We start from the raw sequence: 18414 nt of genomic DNA on the forward strand, positions 1-18414 counted from the left end.
ATGTACACCGACCTTAAAGACCAGCTCAGCACCGAGCTTGAAGAGCTAAAGACCTCCGGGCTATTCAAAGCCGAACGCCACATTGACTCCGCACAGTCCGCCTCCATCCTGGCCGGTTCTTTGGGCACCGATGCCCGCAAGGTACTGAATTTCTGTGCGAATAACTACCTAGGTCTAGCCGATAACGCCCAGATCATTCAGGCCGCAAAAACTGCCATGGACGAGCGCGGCTTCGGCATGGCCTCGGTCCGCTTCATCTGTGGCACCCAAGATGGGCACTTGGAACTGGAAGCCAAGCTCTCACAGTTCCTGGGCACCGAAGACACCATCTTGTTCTCCAGCTGCTTTGATGCCAACGGTGGCGTTTTTGAATCCCTCTTTGGCAAGGAAGACGCCATCATTTCCGATGCGCTGAACCACGCCTCGATTATTGATGGCATCCGTCTGTCCAAGGCCGCCCGATTCCGCTATGCCAACCGCGATATGGCCGATCTGGAAACCCAGTTACAGGCCGCCGCGCAGCTCAACGACGGACAAGGCGCACGGCGCACCATCATTGTCACCGACGGTGTGTTCTCCATGGACGGCTACCTTGCACCACTAGAAGCCATCTGCGATTTGGCCGACAGATACAACGCTCTGGTGATGGTTGATGACTCCCACGCGGTGGGCTTCATGGGCGCAACCGGCGCTGGCACCCCGGAACATGCTGGGGTCTCTGACCGGGTGGATATCTACACCGGTACTTTTGGCAAAGCCCTTGGTGGAGCTTCCGGCGGTTACGTCTCAGGACGCGGTGAAATCGTGGCAATGCTGCGCCAAAAGGCCCGTCCTTACCTGTTCTCCAATTCTTTGGCTCCCTCAATTGTTGCCGCCACGATCAAAGCCCTGGAACTGGTAGTGGACTCCGGGGAACTGCGCGAAAAGCTGTTCGAAAATGCAGCACACTTCCGCCGTCGGATGAGCGAAGAGGGCTTCGAACTGCTCGACGGTGAACATGCGATCATCCCGGTAATGTTCGGCGATGCAATCAAGGCCGCCGACGTGGCAGCCAAGATGCTCGAACGCGGCGTATTTGTCACGGCCTTTAGCTACCCCGTAGTGCCTAAGGGAGCTGCACGCATTCGTGTTCAGCTCTCTGCCGCCCACTCTGCGCAGGATATTGAAGCCTGCGTTCAGGCATTTATCGCCAGCCGCTGAACCGGTACAACGCCCGCCGACGTGTTTCAATAGGAACTACGTGTCAGCACAACCAAAGGCGGAGGACTGATGGCTACAAGGGACGACGTGGCGCGCCTAGCCGGAGTTTCTCCCAGTACCGTGTCCTACGCGATCAGTGGCCGGCGAACTATTTCCGATGCGACCAAAGCCAAAGTTCTGGCAGCCATGCGGGAGCTAAACTATACCCCGGATGCTTTTGCCCAGGGCTTGGCTGGGTCGCGTCGTGGCATCCTGGCTTTGCACTTTCCCACCAGTGTTGACGGCTATTCCTCCACCGAGTTCGAGTACGTCTCCGCGGCCATGGAACGTGCCCGTGCGCTGGGTTATCACATGCTGCTCTGGTCCAATCCCACGACCGATGTGATGGGCTTGGAGAGTTTGGTCGGCCAAAAGCTGGTCGCCGGTGTGCTGCTTATGGAGGTCTCGGTCAACGATCCGCGCTTTGATGTCCTGCGTCGGGCCAAGATCCCATTTGCTTCCATTGGCCGTCCCGATGACAGCGAAGATCTGTCCTATGTCGACAATAATTTTGCCGAAGCCGGACGCATCGCGGTGGATTACCTAGCCGATCTCGGTCACCAATCGATCATGTACATCAACGTGTCTGTGGAAGATCAACAAGCCGGCAACGGCCCGGCCATCCGTACCGCTCGAGCCATCGCCCAAGCAGCGGCGGCGCGAAATATTCCGATGCTTGAAGTCCCGGTGGAGAACAACGCTCGCGGTGGCCGCGAAGCGCTGGAAACCTACCTGCAATTAGCCTCGCGTCCCACGGCTGTACTGGGTCTGAAAGAGTTCGCCACCGCTGGCTTCGTGAACGCCGCAGGTATGGCCTCCTTGCAAATTCCGCAGGACCTTTCGGTCATCGCGTTGGGCGTGAGCGGTCGATCAGCCGAGATGGTTGCTCCTGCCTTGACCACAGTGGCACCCCCTGGCGAACGTATCTCCCAGAAGGCCGTTGATGCACTGGTGCAAGGGATTGAAGCCCGGGTTCCTCAAGTCATTCAAGAGCTAGTCTCCCCAGAAATGGCTGTCCGTCAAAGCTCCGGCCCGGCTCCCAAACCAAAGTCATAATCTACTTTCTGCTGTGCATTTAAGCGCAAGTGTTGACGCGCGTCGATGATCTACGTCACTATAAGAGAGATCATTCGCGCCCGGCCGGATTAACGCGCTCGGTGCTACTCAACGTGGAGGACAGCATGAAAAGTACAAAACGCGGATTGAAGTTCGCGCCGCTTATTTCAGTGGCAGCAATCAGCATGCTTCTGGCAGGATGCTCCGGCGGTGCAGACCCGAATGACCCTAATGCTTCCGGTGGTGGCGGAGGCGAAGCCCAAGTAGGTAAGGCCGATGGTGTTGTTGACATCTATGGTCCGGTGACCGGCCTCGAAGCCAAATTGTTGGAAAAGTCTTGGGCCAAGTGGTCCGAGGAGAACAACATCAAGATCCGCTACACGGGCGACAAGAACTTTGAATCTCAGATCGGCATCAAGGTCCAAGGTGGAGACACCCCAGACTTGGCCGTATTCCCGCAGCCGGGTCTTCTGCAGGCCACCGTGGCGCAGGGCAAGGTACAAAAACTTCCCGAAGCAGTGCAGAGCCAACTGCAAAGCAACTGGTCCGAAGACTGGCAGAACTACGGCAAGGTTGAAGGCGTCCAGTACGGTGTTCCACTGATGGCCAGCGTCAAGGGTTATGTCTGGTACTCACCAAAGCAGTTCGAAGAGTGGGGTGTGAGCGTACCGAAGACCTGGGACGAGATGACCAATCTTGGCACCGAGATTTCTAAGAAGACCAACGAGCCAGCGTGGTGTGCCGGATTTGCTTCAGGTGAAGCCTCAGGCTGGCCGGGCACCGACTGGATTGAAGACGCCGTACTGCGTCAGGCCGGAACCGAAGCCTACGACAAGTGGGTTGCTGGCGATCTAGAATTTACTTCCCCAGAAGTCACCAGTGCCTTCGAATCGGTGGGAAAGATCCTGTTGGATCCAAAGCAGGTGAATGCCGGATATGGTGACGTTAAGTCGATCAACTCCACCGCATTCGGCGACGTGTCCACCGCAGTGGCCAAGGGAACCTGCCCACTGACCCACCAGGCATCCTTCTTGGAAGGTTATGTTTTGGACTCCAAGAATGCTGACGGTAAAAAGACCACCGTTGCACCAGATGGAGATGTCTGGGCGTTTGTTGCCCCACCTGCTAAGGCCGATGATCCGGTATCCGTCGTTGGCGGTGGCGAATTTGTTGCTGCCTTCTCCAACGATGAAGACACCGCCAAGGTTCAGGAATACCTGGCCAGCGCAGACTGGGCCAATAGCCGCGTTTCACTCGGTGGCGTCATTTCTGCAAACTCCGGACTGGATCCTAAAAATGCCAGCAGCGACCTGCTGCGCTCCGCTGTTGAGCTTCTCCAGGATCCAAATACCACCTTCCGCTTTGATGGTTCGGACTTGATGCCAAAGAGCGTCGGTTCCGACTCCTTCTGGAAGGGACTAGTGGACTGGGTTGATGGCAAGTCCACCAAGGAAGTGCTTGAAAACATTCAGTCCGGTTATGACTCTTAGTCACCGATTAACTCATCGTCAATGGCCGGTTCTGCCGGCCATTGACGGCGTTGTAGGAGTTGTCTGTTATGTCTGAATTTTTCCAGTGGCTTGCTGGTGTGCCACCGCTGGGCCAAATCCCCATAGTTCTTCTCGCTTTCGGCGTGCTGGTCTTTGTGATTCTGGCTTTTGTAGAGCTAGCCACTAAACGAGGCCGCGCCTTCACCATCGTTCGGCTTGCCGCCGCCGTACTAGTTCCGGTCATCATCTTGCTGATCCTAGGGCTGTACAACTCAGTGATGTGGGTTGCCGCGATTGCTGCCGTGCTCGGCGCGATACTCTTTTTCATGGACCGACGCTCACGTCACGGCGCAGGCTCCCTACTTCAACTCACAGGCTTTTTGGCCCCGGCAGCGTTGTTGCTCGCCATCGGGTTGATCTACCCAACCATCAGAACCGCGTTCAGCGCATTTATGGCCAATGACGGATCCGGCTTTGTCGGACTTTCGAACTTTGCCTGGGTCTTCACTAGCCCTGATGGTGTGACCGCGTTGCTCAATACCTTGGTTTGGGTACTGGTAGCTCCCGTGGTGTCAACGATTATCGGCTTGGCCTATGCAGTGTTCATCGATAAGAGCCGCGGCGAGAAGTTCTTCAAACTTCTGGTGTTCATGCCAATGGCAATTTCATTTGTCGGCGCATCGATCATTTTTAAGTTCTTCTACGACACCCGTCAAGGCGACCAGATCGGTGTTCTGAATGCCATCATCACCGCATTTGGTGCTAAACCTGTTGACTGGCTCGGGCTTGAACCATGGAACACACTGTTCCTGGTCATCATCTTGATCTGGACACAAGCCGGATTCGCCATGGTGATCCTCTCCGCAGCGATCAAGGGTGTACCTACTGAGCAACTTGAAGCAGCTGACCTTGATGGGGCAAGCCCATGGCAACGCTTCGCCAATGTCACTCTTCCCGGGATTCGTTCTTCGGTGATCGTTGTCTTGACCACCATTTCGATTGCTTCGCTCAAGGTTTACGACATCGTCTCATCGATGACCGGTGGCCGTTCAGATACCACGGTGCTCGCCTTCGAGATGGTGCGCCAGTTCCAGCTCGGTGCCCGCACCGGCTACAGCTCGGCGTTGGCAGTCATCTTGTTTATCTTGGTTTTGCCGATCATCATCTACAACGTTCGACAGCACAATAAACAAAGGGGCATCTGATGAGCGCCGTCAGCGAATCATCTCGGCGCCTGCTCAAGGCCACCGAAAAAACCAGCGGGAAGCTGCGTAAGGCCACTACTTCTCGCGGGGCTACCCTCGCCGCATTTATCATTGCTGCGGTATGGACCATCCCTACCTTTGGCCTTTTTGTCTCCTCATTCAGGCAAGCAGATGACATCAAGACCTCGGGCTGGTGGACGGCCCTGTCCAATCCGTCATTCACGTTGGACAATTACGCTCAGGCCTTCGCCTCGGGCGATAGCTTGCCGTTGTCCAAGGCATTCTTGAACTCGCTGGTCATCACCATTCCGGCGGCGATCATACCGATCATCATTGCCAGCCTCGCGGCCTACGCATTTGCTTGGATCAATTTCAAAGGTCGCAATACGCTGTTCGTTCTGGTGTTTGCCCTGCAGATTGTTCCGATCCAAATGGTGTTGGTTCCGTTGCTCCAGCTATTTTCGGACGGAGTGAAAATCGGTGGGCTGTATATCCTGCCGGGGTTGGGCATCAATGGACTTGACGGTGCCTATGCCAAGGTCTGGATTGCCCACACCATCATTGCCTTGCCGCTAGCAATATTCATGTTGCACAACTTCATTTCGGAAATCCCTAACGAAGTCATCGAGGCCGCCCGAGTTGATGGTGCTGGTCATGGAAAGATCTTCTCGCGAATTGTTCTTCCCTTGTCCATGCCCGCGATTGCATCTTTCGGAATTTTCCAATTCCTCTGGGTATGGAATGACCTCTTGGTGGCAACGGTCTTCACCTCCGGTGGAGAACTACCGATTACCAAAGCGTTGCAGGATCTCTCGGGTACCTACGGACAATCGTGGGAGCTGCTCACCGCGGGCGCGTTCATTTCGATGATCGTTCCTCTGGCAGTGTTCTTTGCGCTGCAGCGCTTCTTCGTTCGAGGTCTGCTCGCCGGAGCAACCAAGGGCTAAAGCAAAGCTGGAATCACCATCTCACCAACGGCCTCGGTCCCTGCCGAACATCACTTGCAGATGCTCAGTAGGGACCGAGGCCGCTGCTATATCTGCCCCTTCGAGACGCACGTCTGAAATCCCGGATTCGAAACTGGGCGAGAACAAAAACTTCACATCCCTACCGCGTAGGCTCAAGAAGAGTAGGGAAATTGTTAATCGCTTGCACGCGGCGAGCTGCGGCAGATAACTGGAAGGGCCAGCCCATGGGTACAACATTGCTGACGAATATCGCTCAACTTGTCACCGTTGATGCCACCGGCAGCGTGTTGCAGAACGCCGCAGTACTCATCTGTGAGGACCGAATCCAGTGGATCGGCGCCGCGGCTGAAGCACCAACAGCCGATACAGTTCACGACCTTACGGGAAAAACCGTGCTGCCAGGTTGGGTCGACTCACACAGTCACCTGATCTTTGGGGGAGACCGAGCCGAAGAGTTTGTTGCCCGCATGGCCGGCCAGTCCTACGCAGCCGGCGGAATTGCGGTCACCACCTCAGCCACCAGAAACCTGACCGATGACGAGCTTACTAATTTAGTCACCTCACGCCGTGCCGAAGCCCTATCCATGGGAACAACATGGATGGAAACCAAAACCGGCTACGGATTGGAGCTGACTGAGGAGATCCGTCATGCGCGCTTGGGCGGACCAATCGTCGATACCCTCACCTTCCTTGGAGCGCATCTGGTTCCTGCCGGTTCCGACGCCGATGAATATACCGACCTGGTTGCCGGTCCCATGCTTGATGCAGTGGCAGAGCAGGTCGACTTTGTTGATGTCTTCTGTGAACGCGGAGCCTTCAACGAGGAGCAAACCCGTCGCGTTCTGCAAGCAGCCCAAGACAAAAATCTGTCGACCAAAGTTCACGGAAACCAGCTGGGTGCAGGCCCCGGGGTGAAGCTGGCCGTCGAATTCGGTAGCCATTCGGTAGACCACGTAAATTACCTAGACGACTCGGATATCCAGGCGCTCGCCGGAAGCTGGAGCAAGTGGGATCGCCAGACTCGCTCCGGGAAGCCCGGAACTGTAGCCACCTGTCTGCCTGCTTGCGACTTGTCGACCAGACAGCCACTGGCCCCAGGACGCGAACTATTGGACGCTGGGGTGAGCATTGCCCTGGCGAGTAACTGCAATCCCGGGACCAGCTACACCAGCAACATGAACTTCTGCGTGGCTACGGCGGTGTTGCAGATGAACCTGTCATTGGCCGAAGCCATCGAGGCGGCCACCTATGGGGGAGCACTGGCACTGGGCATTGCCGATCAAGTGGGTTCCATCGAGGTTGGCAAGCGTGCAGACCTTCACGTACTTGATGCTCCGGGCGCTGCACACCTGGCTTATCGGCCGGGAATGAACCTGACACACAGCGTTTATCAAGCAGGCCAGCTGGTGCGCTGAGGCGATAACCCCACGACTTGTTCTGGCCGGTTTGTCGAAAATCTGGCAGTCAAATAGGCATTCGTGATAAACAAGAACCATGGCTAATACTGCTTTTAAGGGAACTCCCGTACAGACCATTGGTGAACTGCCAGCCGTAGGCGCGCAGGCTCCATCATTCACCCTCACCGACACCGACCTTGCGGACCTCACCAGCGATTCGCTGGCTGGCCGTCGCGTTGTCTTGAACATCTTCCCGTCGGTTGATACCGGCGTTTGCGCTGCTAGCGTTCGTCAATTCAACGAGCTGGCTGCTGGCCTAGAGAACACCACCGTTGTGTGCGTTTCTGCTGACCTGCCATTCGCACTGGGCCGCTTCTGCGGTGCAGAGAACATCGAGAATGTTTCGGCTGCTTCGGTCTTCCGTTCGGACTTCGGTTCGGATTACGGCGTAACCCAGATCGACGGTCCACTGGCTGGCCTGTTGGCCCGCTCGGTCATCGTCTTGGACGAAACCGGCAAGGTGACCTACACCCAGGTCGTTCCGGAAATCACCACCGAGCCAGACTACGATGCAGCTATCGCAGCACTGAGCTAATCACTTGTCGCACCAATCCTGATGCGCACAAGAGGCCCATCCGAACATCAAGTTTGGATGGGCCTCTTGCTTCCCCAGAAGTTATCGAACAAACCGCTGATTCGCTAAAACGTGTTCGAGGTGGGTAACGACAGCCTCAACAATAACTATGTTGCGACCGGCGCAACAGATACTTTGAGTTCATGTCCTACCAAATTGCGCGTGACGAAAGTCAACGAATTTGAATAACCGTCGAGAGTGATTTGTTCGCGGACCACTCCGGCTTCACGGGTGCACGGAACAGTGATTTCGCCATGGTTCTGCTGCTTATCGCTTTGCCATGTGATGACAGACGAGTTGTTTTCGCCTGAGCACTCAAGTATCACGGAATAGCTGCCACCTTGAAGTGGAACAGCAAGAGATATCTTTTGGTCCTCATATTCAACTGTCGTGGCGATCGCCACGAGCTCGTGGCTTTGCATCGGTTCTAAAGTCTCCGAACTCTTCGGCGTCGGAGCGTTGGAGTCGCTGACCGAACATCCTGTGAATGCAACCGAAATGCCTACAACGAAAGCGAGTGGCAGTGCCTCTTTCAGTTTCAAAATTTCCCTCGTTTAGAAAGCTATGACCCGAAACTGGATTCCGTTTGAAGAGAACACCGTTTCTGATCCGCTTGAAATCATAATTCCTGCGGCGTATTTGCGCTATTTGAAGATGTAAAACGTGCCTTGAACGCGTGTGGTATCCGAGTACTTTGTAACCGCATCAATGGGGCTCTTCGCAATCGAGAGTGTAGAACCTTCCTGAATCCGCCGGTCTCCAACAACGATCGTGTAATAGAGGGCGGAAGATTCCGGAATCCCAGCGCGATACCCCGCAAATGCTCCAAACGCCCAGACGCTGAGCTCTAGTTCCTTATGTTGCAGGCCCAAAGCTGGAGTAGCTGGATTGTTTGTGGTGTCATAAACACGTGCTCGCGGCACCCGATAGCCTTCGTGTTCCATCCCGATGACCGCGCTGAAAAAACAGAAACTCGACACCTTCACCGATGAGCTTCAGTTTGTGCGCTCCACGGCGGTGCGCGAGTCGTTGGGCCGCTTCGTTGGGACGAGGGTCCAGAGCTTCAACCATCAGTTCCTCACCGCCTGCGCGGCCTCTAGGATTCGCGGCCCAATCTTGTCTATCAGCTTGTCGATGTTCCGATCATCGGCGCGCAAAAGGGTATCGGAGAGCCGCTCCAAACTCATCAGGCCAAGCCAGATTTTTGCTCGATAGGCTTCGTCCCGATTCGGTGCGATCAGATCCACCATCTGAAGACCGTGCCACAGGCTCAGGTACGCGGTATTCAGCGCAGGATCCCACGCCGCGGCAAGATCCCAGTCCAGGATGCCGATCAGCTCTTCACCCACCCAGTGCATATTGTGTCCAGCTAGATCGCCGTGGACCAACCCCGGCGGGACCTGGGCCAGCTCATCTAGCTGTGCCCAAAGCCTTCTGGCAGCCCCACGCAGTTGATCGGGCAAGGCGTCGAAACACTGCTGCTGGCGTTTTTCGGTCCACTCACCGCGGAAAGCAAAGGGCTCGGCCAGATACTTGCTCAGAGGTTCCAATTCAACAGCAGCCAGATCATTAACCAGCTTTCCCAAAACTTTCGGATCCCCATAGTGCGGTTCGTGGGCACTGCCAGGGATAAAACTCATGGCCACCGAGCTGAGCCCGTTAACCTGCAGAATCTGCGAGGTCGCCACCGGGATCTGATAATCCAGCTGACCGGAAAGCTGCTCCAGCAGTTTCACCGAACGCGGCATCTGCGCGCTAGCTTGGGGAGTGCGGGCCATACGAATCACCGAATGCGGATTGGCGATGACTACCTTGTGGAACTGGCCGCCCTCATTAACTCCGGCATCTTCCCATGAAAGATCGGGGCGTAATTGGCGGGCGATACGCAGTTCTTCGCTGGTGGCAGGACGACTCACACATGCTCCTTTACTTCACTACCTTTAGGTTACCTCAGCACAAACACAGCCTAATCAGCCTATGATCTATTGCGTGAGTGTCGAAGAATTTGGGCCAAGCCCAACACGAAAGATCCTGAAATTTGAGATCGTTGTGGTCCTAGCTTTGTCTTTGGGCCAAAGCGCGGTGTACTCGATTCTTAGCTTCGCCGACAAACTCACCCGCGGACCGTTGCACGAACAGACCACGTTGCTGAACAACCAACTGAGCAACCGCGAATTTTTTGACTTCTCCTACCAGCTACTCGATATCCTCTTTGCCTTGGTGCCGGTGCTGCTGGCCCTTTACCTGATGAAGCGCAGCACCGGGCGAGGGGTGCGCGAGATCGGCTTTGACCTACGCACCCCGGGCAAAGATGCGCTCTTTGGCGCCGGTCTGTTCCTAGCCATGGGGCTTGGCACCCTAGGCGTTTATGCAGCCGGTCGAGCACTGGGGATCACTACCGCGATCTCGGCGGCCAACCTGGGGGACTACTGGTGGAGCGTACCGGTGTTGTTGCTCTCGGCGGTGCGCCATGCGGTCCTCGAAGAAGTACTAATGCTCGGCTTCCTGTTCACCTACGCAAAGAAGCTGAACCTAGGATTGTGGACTACGATCTTCGGCTCGGCAGTGATCCGTGGCAGTTACCACCTGTACCAAGGAGTGGGGCCGATGATCGGCAATATGCTCATGGGCGTGGTGTTCGGCTGGGTTTATCAAAAGTACGGTCGGGTGATGCCACTGGTGATCGCGCACTTCCTGCTTGATGCCATCGGCTTTGTCGGTTATGCCCTGATCGGTCCGGCGATCGGGATCGGCAACTAAACCCCTAAACTGTAGGCATGCAGATTTCACAGCTGACCGCGCAACAGATAAACCAAGCCGTGGCACTGTGGGAAGCCACCGGGCTGACCCGGCCGTGGAACGACCCATACGCCGATGCGCAGCGTGCCTTAGATACCCCAACTTCCACGGTGCTGGCCGTGATCGAGGAAGACAAAGTTGTTGCCACTGCGATGGTGGGCCACGACGGGCACCGTGGCTGGCTCTACTATGTGGCCGTTGATCCGCTCAAGCAGGGTACCGGGCTTGGCAGCACAATGGTTCAGGCCGCAACAAGCTGGCTAGTGGACCGTGGTGTGCCCAAGGTGCAGTTGATGGTGCGTAATGAAAACGCTGCCGTGCTCAATTTCTATGAGCGTCTGGGATTTGTGGACCAAAACGTTGTGGTTCTAGGCAAGCGTCTGGATGCCAGCACATAAAAAGAGGTAGGTGGGGACGCCATTGTCCCCGCCTACCTTTGAAAGATGTTGTTGTTACAGCACAACCGGACCGTTATCGGTTTCGAAGGTCACCGTCATGATTCCCGGGGTACCGTTGGGTGCCTCATAGTCCATGACTACTGGGCCCAGATTCACGTTTTCAGGTTGCCCCAACCATTCCAGCACACGATCACGCGAGCCGGCAATGGTGATCTCGCTGATCGCGCCGCTCGGTTCAAGTGCCTTGGAAGGATGCAGATCCTTAGCTTCTTCGTCCCAGGAAATCAGGTACGGGCACTGCGGGTCGGCGATCAAACCCTTAATGCCGATCTGCTGCCAGGTCAGCTCGCGACCATCGGGGAATTTGCGGTTGCCCGGAACCGACTTGCGGCCCAGCCGTTCTTCGGCGCTGGACAGATCGTCCACCGAAACGCACCAGCCCATCCAGCCGCCGCCGAGCTCAGAACGCGCTCGTACCGCTTGGCCAAAAGGAGCCTTGTCGCTGGCGGGGTGGTTGAGCACTTCAACCACTTCCAAATACTGACCATGCTTCAACGGGAAGATGACATTACGTGTTCCGAAGCGCGGATGCACGCCTCCCTTAACGAACTCCAAACCCAAGGCCTCGGAGATTCTCTGCGCGGTTGGCAGCAACCCATCTGGGCCGCAGGCATAACTTACGTGATCTAACCTCATCATGTGCCCATCATGACAACATGTGATGACAGTCTCTACTTAGGCAAGCCTAATTTTTAATCGGTGATCGAATTCTCTGCACCTAAATCGCGCCTGGCGCGAAATATGACCGATTGCTACCCATTTTGCGCTCTCACATTGCAAAAATCTTCGGTTTTCGGGCACACTGGAAGTAGGTCATGAGTCCCAGTAATAAGCCCCGGCTTACTGGGCGGCAACCCTCCAACCGCGGTGGGGTGCCCCGGGTGAAGACCTGGCCCTTAGGAGCAAAAAGCTGCTAAGGACAAGCGCGGGTAACCCTGGAAGTGCCTTCATGAGGATCTTTCTGTCGGTGTCTTCTCAGTGGTCTACCCCAAAAGTCACAGAACTATTTTTGGAGGAAACCATGAGCAATAACTGGTCATTTGAAACCCGTCAGATCCACTCCGGGCAGACCCCAGATCCAACCACCGGTGCCCGGGCACTACCGATCTTCCAGACCACTTCCTTTGTCTTCCCAAGCGCAGAAAGTGCTGCAGCCCGTTTTGCGCTGCAGGAACTGGAACCGATCTACACCCGCATCGGCAACCCCACCACCGACGCAGTAGAAACTCGCATCGCCGATCTAGAAGGCGGCGTGGGTGCGCTGTTGCTGTCCTCCGGACAGGCCGCGACCACCTTGGCCATCCTGAACCTCGCCGAGTCCGGCGATCACCTGGTGGCCAGCCCAAGTTTGTATGGCGGAACCCAGAATCTGCTTAAGCACACGCTTAAGCGCCTGGGCATCGAGGTCAGCTTTGTGGCCGACCCGGATAACCTGCAGGATTGGCGCGACGCGGTGCGCCCAAACACCAAGGCGTTCTTCGGCGAAACCATTTCCAACCCACGCCAAGACGTGCTGGACATCGAAGAAATCGCCAAGATCGCCCATGAAAATGGAGTGCCGCTGCTGGTGGATAACACCTTGGCCACTCCGTACCTGATCCGCCCGATCGAATTTGGGGCTGACATCGTCATCCACTCGGCCACCAAATTCCTGGGCGGTCACGGCAACGCGATCGCCGGGGTGATTGTGGACTCGGGCAACTTTGACTTTGCCAAGGACCCGCAGCGCTTCCCGGGCTTTAACACCCCGGACGAGTCCTACAACGGCCTGGTTTTTGCTCGCGATCTTGGCGTGAACGGCATCCTCGGCGCCAACCTGGCCTACATCCTCAAGACGCGAGTCCAGCTCTTGCGCGATTTGGGTTCAGCGCTGTCACCTTTTAACGCGTTCTTGATCGCCCAGGGGCTAGAAACCCTGTCCCTGCGCGTTGAGCGCCACGGTGAAAACGCGCGCGAAGTGGCCAACTGGCTCGAAGCCCGTGATGAAGTGCAGCAGGTCGCCTATGCGGGCCTAGCCTCCTCACCATGGTTTGAGCGCGCCAAGAAGTACAGCCAGCACGGCGCCGGATCGGTGCTCGCCTTTGAGCTTTCTGGCGGTGCGCCGGCAGGCCAAGCCTTTGTAAACGCCCTTGAGCTGCACTCCCATGTGGCCAACATCGGCGATGTGCGCTCGCTGGCCATCCACCCGGCGTCCACCACCCACGCTCAGCTCTCCGAGGCCGATCAGCTTGCCGCGGGCGTAAGCCCCGGCTTGGTGCGCTTGAGCGTCGGACTAGAAAATATCAAGGACATTTTGGCCGATCTCCAGTTGGGCTTTAACGCTGTGGCAGCCCTTGAGAATAAGGAATTGCAGGAAACGCTCTAGGTATGGCATCCATTGCAACCAACGAAGAAACACCGCTCGCCCACGGCCAAGACGGCATGACGCGCCGTAGCGCTGTGGGGGAGTACCACTTTGAGTTTGGCGGCTACCTGCCACAGGTAGAACTCGCCTACGAAACGTGGGGCAAGCTGAGCGCCGATGGCTCCAACGCCGTGCTGGTGATGCATGCTTTGACCGGCGACGCACATGTCGCCCAGGGGCATTCATCCCTACCCGGATGGTGGGACGGCTTTATCGGCCCCGGGGCCACGATCGACAGCACAAAGTACTTCGTTCTCGCCGTTAATATGGTCGGCGGTTGTAATGGATCCACCGGGCCGTCTTCGCCGGACGCACACGGTGTACCCTATGGGTCGCGTTTCCCCTTTGTCACCATCAAAGATTCGGTGCGCCTTGAAGCGCGCCTGGCCGCGCAGCTAGGAATTAGCTCCTGGCATGCGGTGATTGGTGGTTCCATGGGTGGGGCGCGAGCCTTGGAGTACGCCGTTGAATTCCCCGAGCAGGTCAAAAACCTGGTGGTGATGGCATCTAGTGCCCAAGCCACCGCGGAACAGATCGCCTTCGCTCAAGTGCAGACCCAGTCCATCAGGCTGGATGCGAACTTTGCTGGCGGAGACTACTACGCCAACGAGGCGCGCCCACATGCCGGGCTAGGCCTGGCTCGGCGTCTGGCGCACATCACGTACCGTTCGGAAGCTGAACTTGAAGCGCGCTTTGGTCGCACCGCACAACCTGGCGAGGCGCCCACGGGCAAACTCTCGGGGCCGCGCGGTCGCTACCAAGTTGAAAGCTACCTGGACCACCAAGCCACGAAGCTGGCCAACCGCTTTGATGCCAACAGCTACCTGCTGCTGACCGAAGCGCTGATGAGCCACGACGTGGCTCGCGGTCACGACTCGCTGTGCTCCGCCTTAGCGAGGCTGGAGAACGTGAACGTGCTGGTGGTCGCCGTGAGCTCGGACCGTCTGTACTTCCCGGAGCAATCGCACAAGCTAGCCGCGGCACTGCCAACACCGGTGCCGGTGCACTTTATCGATTCCCCGATCGGGCACGATGCTTTTTTGACCGACGCGCATCAGCTCGATGGTGTTCTGCGCACAACGGTTTTTAACCGCTAAAGAAGTCGGCCCATACAAGAGCCCATACAACAGTAGGGGCAGCCGCCACCAGTTTTCGGTGGATGCTGTCCCTACTATTTTGCTGTTTTCTAACCCCTACTGTGCGCAGTCGCCGGCGCCGAGGGAATCGTTCGGTTTAGCCACGGTAAATGGTGTGGCCGACGGACGCTTTGCGCTGATGCCATCACCCGAAGACTGGTGACGTAAACGACGCAGCACCCACGGGGCCAAGTGCTCGCGCGCCCAGTGTAGGTCCTCGAAGCGTGCCTCGCGCCAGGTGCGTAGATCCTGCACCGGCTCCACTTTGGTATCCAAGGTGTGCGGTACGTTGAGTGAATCCAGCGCCATGGCGGCGATTCGCTGATGCCCCAGAGGGGAGAAGTGCAGGCGGTCCGGTGCCCACATCTGCGGTTGGTGCAGTTCACGCAGGGCCCACATATCGCCCACGATCGCGTCGTAGCGAGCGGCGACGGCGCGCACATTCTCGTTGTAGATCGCGACCTTGCCGCGGATGCTTCCGAGCACCGGAGTATCGCGAATATCTGGACCGGTAACAAGGAGCACCGTCGCACCGGTGGCGCTGAGCTTGGAGACCGCGCCGTCAAGAATGTCCGCGATCTTATCCGGGTCACCGCCCGGGCGCAGTACGTCGTTGCCGCCTGCGCAGAGTGAAATCAAGTCCGGCTTCAGCTCGACGGCCGGGGCCAACTGCTCGGCAACAATTTGTCCGATCAGCCTGCCGCGGATCGCCAAGTTTGCGTAGGCGAAGTCCGGGACTGAGGTGCTCAGCTCCTGGGCTAGACGGTCCGCCCAGCCAAGATGCTGTCCTGCGTTTGAGGGATCTGGATCGCCGATCCCTTCGGTGAACGAATCGCCTAGGGCAACATAGCGGCGCCAAGGATGGAGCGTCTTTTCCGTGGAATTGCTGGTTTCGAAATCAAAATCTTTAGGCACAATTTATATTGTTACCGTATGGTAACGTTCCGTCAATCAGTCTCAGGGATGATCTGCAACACCGTGCCATTTATTCCTTGAGTGCGTCGCGGCGGGCCTGCTCGTACTCTTCCCCGGAGATGACTCCGCGGGTGCGAAGATCGGCAAGTTCGTTCAACTTTGCTTCCAGGGACTTCTTGGGGGCGAGCAAATTTGATTGTGCCAACCGAGTTGCCAAGTCTGCCTCGAGGGTTAGTGGATCCATTCCAGCGCTCTTGATCTTGCGGTAGTTGCGCACCTGGGAATAGATAATAAAGGCCATGACGGCCAAGAAGAGAACCACAAAAATACCGATCAGAACCGGCATTACGCCGAATGCGGTGTCAATAAATCCTGATCCGCTGGATGAAGAGTCTTCCATAAAACCGAAACTTGACGTGTCGGTTGTGTCGAGCTCGGGGAATTCGTCAATTACTTCGAAACGTTTCATGGAACCTAATTCTGGTTGGGCTGAATCTGCTCTACTGGCGAAGCGCTCACAGTGAGGCAATGAAATCTTTTGTACTAGTCAAATACGCGTTTTTGGTATGGCGGAGTGAATTTTGAAATGTTTATCGATCTGTAATTTCTTGCGCCTATCTGAATCCCTGATGCCCTTGAGGGTTTCTTTGGCACAGTGCGCATCCCTCTTGATGGAAGGTGGCCCGTTGGCGCAGAGAGTGCCGGGTGGGACGCTCAGTTCGCAAGAGCAAACAATCGTAAAAATATACTAATGAGTATCCACAGGTAGGCATTAACTAGTACAAAATGTCGGCTCTGAGTGGGAAAATTAAGCATGAGAAATCCAGAATTTGTAGAAGATTATGACGATGAACATCGTCTCCCGTTGCACCCTGCGGGCACCCGCAGGGAATCCCACCTGGACTCCGTCGTTGGTAAGCAGGTTGACCATCAGCTCTACAACGGACCGATGAAGAAGTTGGCTAATGAACTCTTTGATGCCGGGCCCGTGAACGGTCCCGGCGATGCGCTGGATCGGCTGGGCAAGGTGCAGCGACTGAAGAGCAGCCTTGATGCGCTGACCTCAACGCTACTAGCCGACTCGGTTGAGCAGGTCGGGACTAGCTTTGCCGAGGTGCTGGCTACCCAGTACGCTGCCTCGCCTGAAGAAGTTCGCGAAGCCCAGAGGAGTGCGGAATTCTATGGCGTTGATCCGAGCGATGACCAGGTCATAAACTCCAACTTCATTGCGGAAGCCGCAATTGTCCTGCGTGAAAGCCCTCGTAAAGTCAGCAAGCGAATGTTTACTGCTAAGGGGCTACGGCACGTCTGTAAGGACACTCTGATCGCACTGGCCGCGGGTGAAATTACCCGCAAAGCGGCCCAGCACATCATCAAGTTCGCTCAGGACCTTTCACCGGATCAGATCGCGACTATGGAACGTGTACTTTTGCCGGTGGCTAGAACGGCAAACGACGATGTTGTTTATCAGCGAGCTCGCCGTTATCACGACAGGATGAATCCAGAGGCAGCTGCGGAGCGACACAAGAAGTCAGAAGCTGCTCGCAAAGTCACGTGGTGGGAAGAAGAAAACGGCATGGGATGTCTAAAGCTCTACCACCGTGTCGACGTGATCGAGTCGATCACCCATTCGCTGCGCTGGGCTACTGATCAGATCAACGACCCGAAAGACGGGCGGACGCAAGATCAGATCCTGGCGGATGTATATGCCGATGCAATGATCAACGGATGGCCTGGCGCTCAGGGTACACCGCTGAAGCCTCGACTCTCTATCACCATTCCTGCCTTGGAGATGTTGGTGGATCCCACCAAAGCATTGGCTGATCTAGAAGGATACGGGCCCATTCCGGTCGGGCTCGCAGTGCAGTTGGCAAAAGATGCGCCATCATTCCAGAGGGTGCTCACCGATCCATGGACCGGCGCAGTGATCGATGTTGAGCGCAGGAATTACCGCCCCTCGCAGGCGATGAAGGACCTGCTTCGTCTCAGGGATGTGCATTGTTGCTTCCCAGGATGTCGGCGTAGTGCGGACCGATCCGAGATTGATCATATTGATGATTGGGCTCACGGTGGCAACACGAACCGGGAAAATACGCACCTGCTCTGTAAGCAGCATCAAATGTTCAAGCACGCACTGGGCTGGAAAGTCGTGGCCAGGCCCGACGGCACCAGATCATGGGTATCACCGCACGGAGTGAACACTATCGTCACTTCGGAAAGCGTCAATATTGCTAGCGGACGAGACCACCTCGATGATCATGGCTCCCAGCGACCGCACATAATCCCGTTACCACTTGTGGAAATGAATCCGGAGGTAGATCGGGTTCTGGGATATCCGATGAACACCGGACAACCGGCGACCCAGAGTAGCTGACTGGCCTACCCGCAGCACGGAATCTTGAGTGACAAAAATTTTCAGTCACTAAGCAACACCCAATACCTATAGCCTCAACCCGAACGACGGTCCTGAAGGTGACCGCCTTAGATCCTTCTTGCGCTATTTAGCCTCTTGGAATTCGGGGATGCCCGCCATCGACTCCAAATGAAAAATTTTTTCAGTCACTACATCTTGAGTCAACGATTCTAGAGCGTGTACTTACGTCACCCGGCGCTAATCATGACAAAAATTTTCGTTCACTAATCGATGCCTGTCGCCCGTTGCATCGCATCATTGGCATCTTCCTGTCGCCCAGGGTGTGCCCTGCTATGCAGA

18 protein-coding genes and 1 riboswitch are annotated in these 18414 nt (G+C 56.3%); of the genes, 12 read left to right on the forward strand and 6 right to left on the reverse strand.

Annotated elements, in window-relative coordinates; genetic code table 11:
* The 7 genes from ACT3RW_RS04235 (at position 1) to tpx (ending at position 7950) form a co-directional block, all read left to right on the forward strand.
* Positions 1-1200, forward strand: coding sequence for a glycine C-acetyltransferase (locus ACT3RW_RS04235; protein ID WP_444612919.1), 1200 nt, complete (start codon positions 1-3; stop codon positions 1198-1200).
* Between the two features lie 69 nt (positions 1201-1269).
* A complete protein-coding gene (locus ACT3RW_RS04240) occupies positions 1270-2295 on the forward strand; it encodes a LacI family DNA-binding transcriptional regulator (protein WP_131090087.1) in 1026 nt (341 codons plus the stop codon).
* A gap of 125 nt (positions 2296-2420) precedes the next feature.
* Positions 2421-3785: an ABC transporter substrate-binding protein gene (locus tag ACT3RW_RS04245; protein WP_131090086.1), complete on the forward strand. Its 1365-nt coding sequence runs from the start codon at positions 2421-2423 to the stop codon at positions 3783-3785.
* Positions 3786-3853: 68 nt separating this feature from the next.
* A complete protein-coding gene (locus ACT3RW_RS04250) occupies positions 3854-4990 on the forward strand; it encodes a carbohydrate ABC transporter permease (protein WP_444612920.1) in 1137 nt (378 codons plus the stop codon).
* A complete protein-coding gene (locus ACT3RW_RS04255) occupies positions 4990-5937 on the forward strand; it encodes a carbohydrate ABC transporter permease (RefSeq protein ID WP_444612921.1) in 948 nt (315 codons plus the stop codon). Before ACT3RW_RS04250 ends, ACT3RW_RS04255 begins: the two co-directional genes overlap by 1 nt.
* A gap of 245 nt (positions 5938-6182) precedes the next feature.
* Complete coding sequence (hutI, locus tag ACT3RW_RS04260; protein ID WP_444612922.1) at positions 6183-7373, forward strand: imidazolonepropionase; 1191 nt, start codon at positions 6183-6185, stop codon at positions 7371-7373.
* Positions 7374-7452: 79 nt separating this feature from the next.
* A complete protein-coding gene (tpx, locus tag ACT3RW_RS04265; RefSeq protein ID WP_131090082.1) occupies positions 7453-7950 on the forward strand; it encodes a thiol peroxidase in 498 nt (165 codons plus the stop codon).
* A 146-nt stretch (positions 7951-8096) separates the two neighbouring features.
* Here tpx and ACT3RW_RS04270 read toward each other — a convergent pair whose 3' ends face one another.
* From ACT3RW_RS04270 to ACT3RW_RS04280, 3 genes are all read right to left on the reverse strand, one after another.
* Positions 8097-8531, reverse strand: a complete 435-nt coding sequence (locus ACT3RW_RS04270) for a hypothetical protein (protein WP_444612923.1) — start codon at positions 8529-8531, stop codon at positions 8097-8099.
* Between the two features lie 102 nt (positions 8532-8633).
* On the reverse strand, positions 8634-8975 hold the full coding sequence (locus ACT3RW_RS04275) for a hypothetical protein (protein ID WP_444612924.1): 342 nt from the start codon (positions 8973-8975) through the stop codon (positions 8634-8636).
* Positions 8976-9059: 84 nt separating this feature from the next.
* Positions 9060-9905: an aminoglycoside phosphotransferase family protein gene (locus ACT3RW_RS04280; protein ID WP_444612925.1), complete on the reverse strand. Its 846-nt coding sequence runs from the start codon at positions 9903-9905 to the stop codon at positions 9060-9062.
* Between the two features lie 73 nt (positions 9906-9978).
* On the opposite strand from ACT3RW_RS04280, the gene ACT3RW_RS04285 reads away from it, so the two are divergent.
* Both ACT3RW_RS04285 and ACT3RW_RS04290 read left to right on the forward strand, forming a co-directional pair.
* Positions 9979-10749 carry a CPBP family intramembrane glutamic endopeptidase gene (locus tag ACT3RW_RS04285; protein WP_444612926.1) on the forward strand — a complete coding sequence of 257 codons (771 nt, stop codon included), beginning with the start codon at positions 9979-9981 and terminating at the stop codon, positions 10747-10749.
* A 17-nt stretch (positions 10750-10766) separates the two neighbouring features.
* Entirely contained in the window at positions 10767-11186 is a 420-nt protein-coding gene (locus ACT3RW_RS04290; protein ID WP_444612927.1) for a GNAT family acetyltransferase, read from the forward strand.
* A 54-nt stretch (positions 11187-11240) separates the two neighbouring features.
* Here ACT3RW_RS04290 and ACT3RW_RS04295 read toward each other — a convergent pair whose 3' ends face one another.
* Entirely contained in the window at positions 11241-11885 is a 645-nt protein-coding gene (locus ACT3RW_RS04295) for a VOC family protein (RefSeq protein ID WP_262198153.1), read from the reverse strand.
* 172 nt (positions 11886-12057) lie between these two features.
* Positions 12058-12178: riboswitch (SAM riboswitch) on the forward strand.
* A gap of 89 nt (positions 12179-12267) precedes the next feature.
* On the opposite strand from ACT3RW_RS04295, the gene ACT3RW_RS04300 reads away from it, so the two are divergent.
* Positions 12268-13611, forward strand: a complete 1344-nt coding sequence (locus ACT3RW_RS04300; RefSeq protein WP_131090075.1) for a bifunctional o-acetylhomoserine/o-acetylserine sulfhydrylase — start codon at positions 12268-12270, stop codon at positions 13609-13611.
* 2 nt (positions 13612-13613) lie between these two features.
* Positions 13614-14747 (forward strand): homoserine O-acetyltransferase MetX, encoded by a 1134-nt coding sequence (gene metX, locus ACT3RW_RS04305; protein WP_444612928.1) that lies wholly within the window; start codon positions 13614-13616, stop codon positions 14745-14747.
* A gap of 96 nt (positions 14748-14843) precedes the next feature.
* Here the strand turns inward: metX and ACT3RW_RS04310 are convergent, their stop codons facing one another.
* Both ACT3RW_RS04310 and ACT3RW_RS04315 read right to left on the reverse strand, forming a co-directional pair.
* Positions 14844-15701, reverse strand: a complete 858-nt coding sequence (locus tag ACT3RW_RS04310; protein WP_444612929.1) for an SGNH/GDSL hydrolase family protein — start codon at positions 15699-15701, stop codon at positions 14844-14846.
* 70 nt (positions 15702-15771) lie between these two features.
* Entirely contained in the window at positions 15772-16170 is a 399-nt protein-coding gene (locus ACT3RW_RS04315) for an SHOCT domain-containing protein (protein WP_444612930.1), read from the reverse strand.
* Between the two features lie 345 nt (positions 16171-16515).
* Between ACT3RW_RS04315 and ACT3RW_RS04320 the strand changes: the two genes are divergently transcribed.
* Entirely contained in the window at positions 16516-18075 is a 1560-nt protein-coding gene (locus tag ACT3RW_RS04320) for an HNH endonuclease signature motif containing protein (protein WP_444612931.1), read from the forward strand.
* Positions 18076-18414: the final 339 nt, after the last annotated feature.

It is taken from the genome of Glutamicibacter sp. AOP5-A2-18, from assembly GCF_052446055.1.
Classification (GTDB): domain Bacteria; phylum Actinomycetota; class Actinomycetes; order Actinomycetales; family Micrococcaceae; genus Glutamicibacter.

Excerpts from the sequence above, each read along its gene's own strand:
- tpx (WP_131090082.1), top strand. The coding sequence starts at position 7,453 with ATGGCTAATACTGCTTTTAAGGGAACTCCCGTACAGACCATTGGTGAA.
- ACT3RW_RS04295 (WP_262198153.1), bottom strand. The coding sequence starts at position 11,885 with ATGATGAGGTTAGATCACGTAAGTTATGCCTGCGGCCCAGATGGGTTG.
- ACT3RW_RS04245 (WP_131090086.1), top strand. The coding sequence starts at position 2,421 with ATGAAAAGTACAAAACGCGGATTGAAGTTCGCGCCGCTTATTTCAGTG.
- ACT3RW_RS04240 (WP_131090087.1), top strand. The coding sequence starts at position 1,270 with ATGGCTACAAGGGACGACGTGGCGCGCCTAGCCGGAGTTTCTCCCAGT.
- hutI (WP_444612922.1), top strand. The coding sequence starts at position 6,183 with ATGGGTACAACATTGCTGACGAATATCGCTCAACTTGTCACCGTTGAT.
- ACT3RW_RS04255 (WP_444612921.1), top strand. The coding sequence starts at position 4,990 with ATGAGCGCCGTCAGCGAATCATCTCGGCGCCTGCTCAAGGCCACCGAA.
- ACT3RW_RS04315 (WP_444612930.1), bottom strand. The coding sequence starts at position 16,170 with ATGAAACGTTTCGAAGTAATTGACGAATTCCCCGAGCTCGACACAACC.
- ACT3RW_RS04300 (WP_131090075.1), top strand. The coding sequence starts at position 12,268 with ATGAGCAATAACTGGTCATTTGAAACCCGTCAGATCCACTCCGGGCAG.
- metX (WP_444612928.1), top strand. The coding sequence starts at position 13,614 with ATGGCATCCATTGCAACCAACGAAGAAACACCGCTCGCCCACGGCCAA.
- ACT3RW_RS04290 (WP_444612927.1), top strand. The coding sequence starts at position 10,767 with ATGCAGATTTCACAGCTGACCGCGCAACAGATAAACCAAGCCGTGGCA.
- ACT3RW_RS04235 (WP_444612919.1), top strand. The coding sequence starts at position 1 with ATGTACACCGACCTTAAAGACCAGCTCAGCACCGAGCTTGAAGAGCTA.
- ACT3RW_RS04250 (WP_444612920.1), top strand. The coding sequence starts at position 3,854 with ATGTCTGAATTTTTCCAGTGGCTTGCTGGTGTGCCACCGCTGGGCCAA.
- ACT3RW_RS04320 (WP_444612931.1), top strand. The coding sequence starts at position 16,516 with ATGAGAAATCCAGAATTTGTAGAAGATTATGACGATGAACATCGTCTC.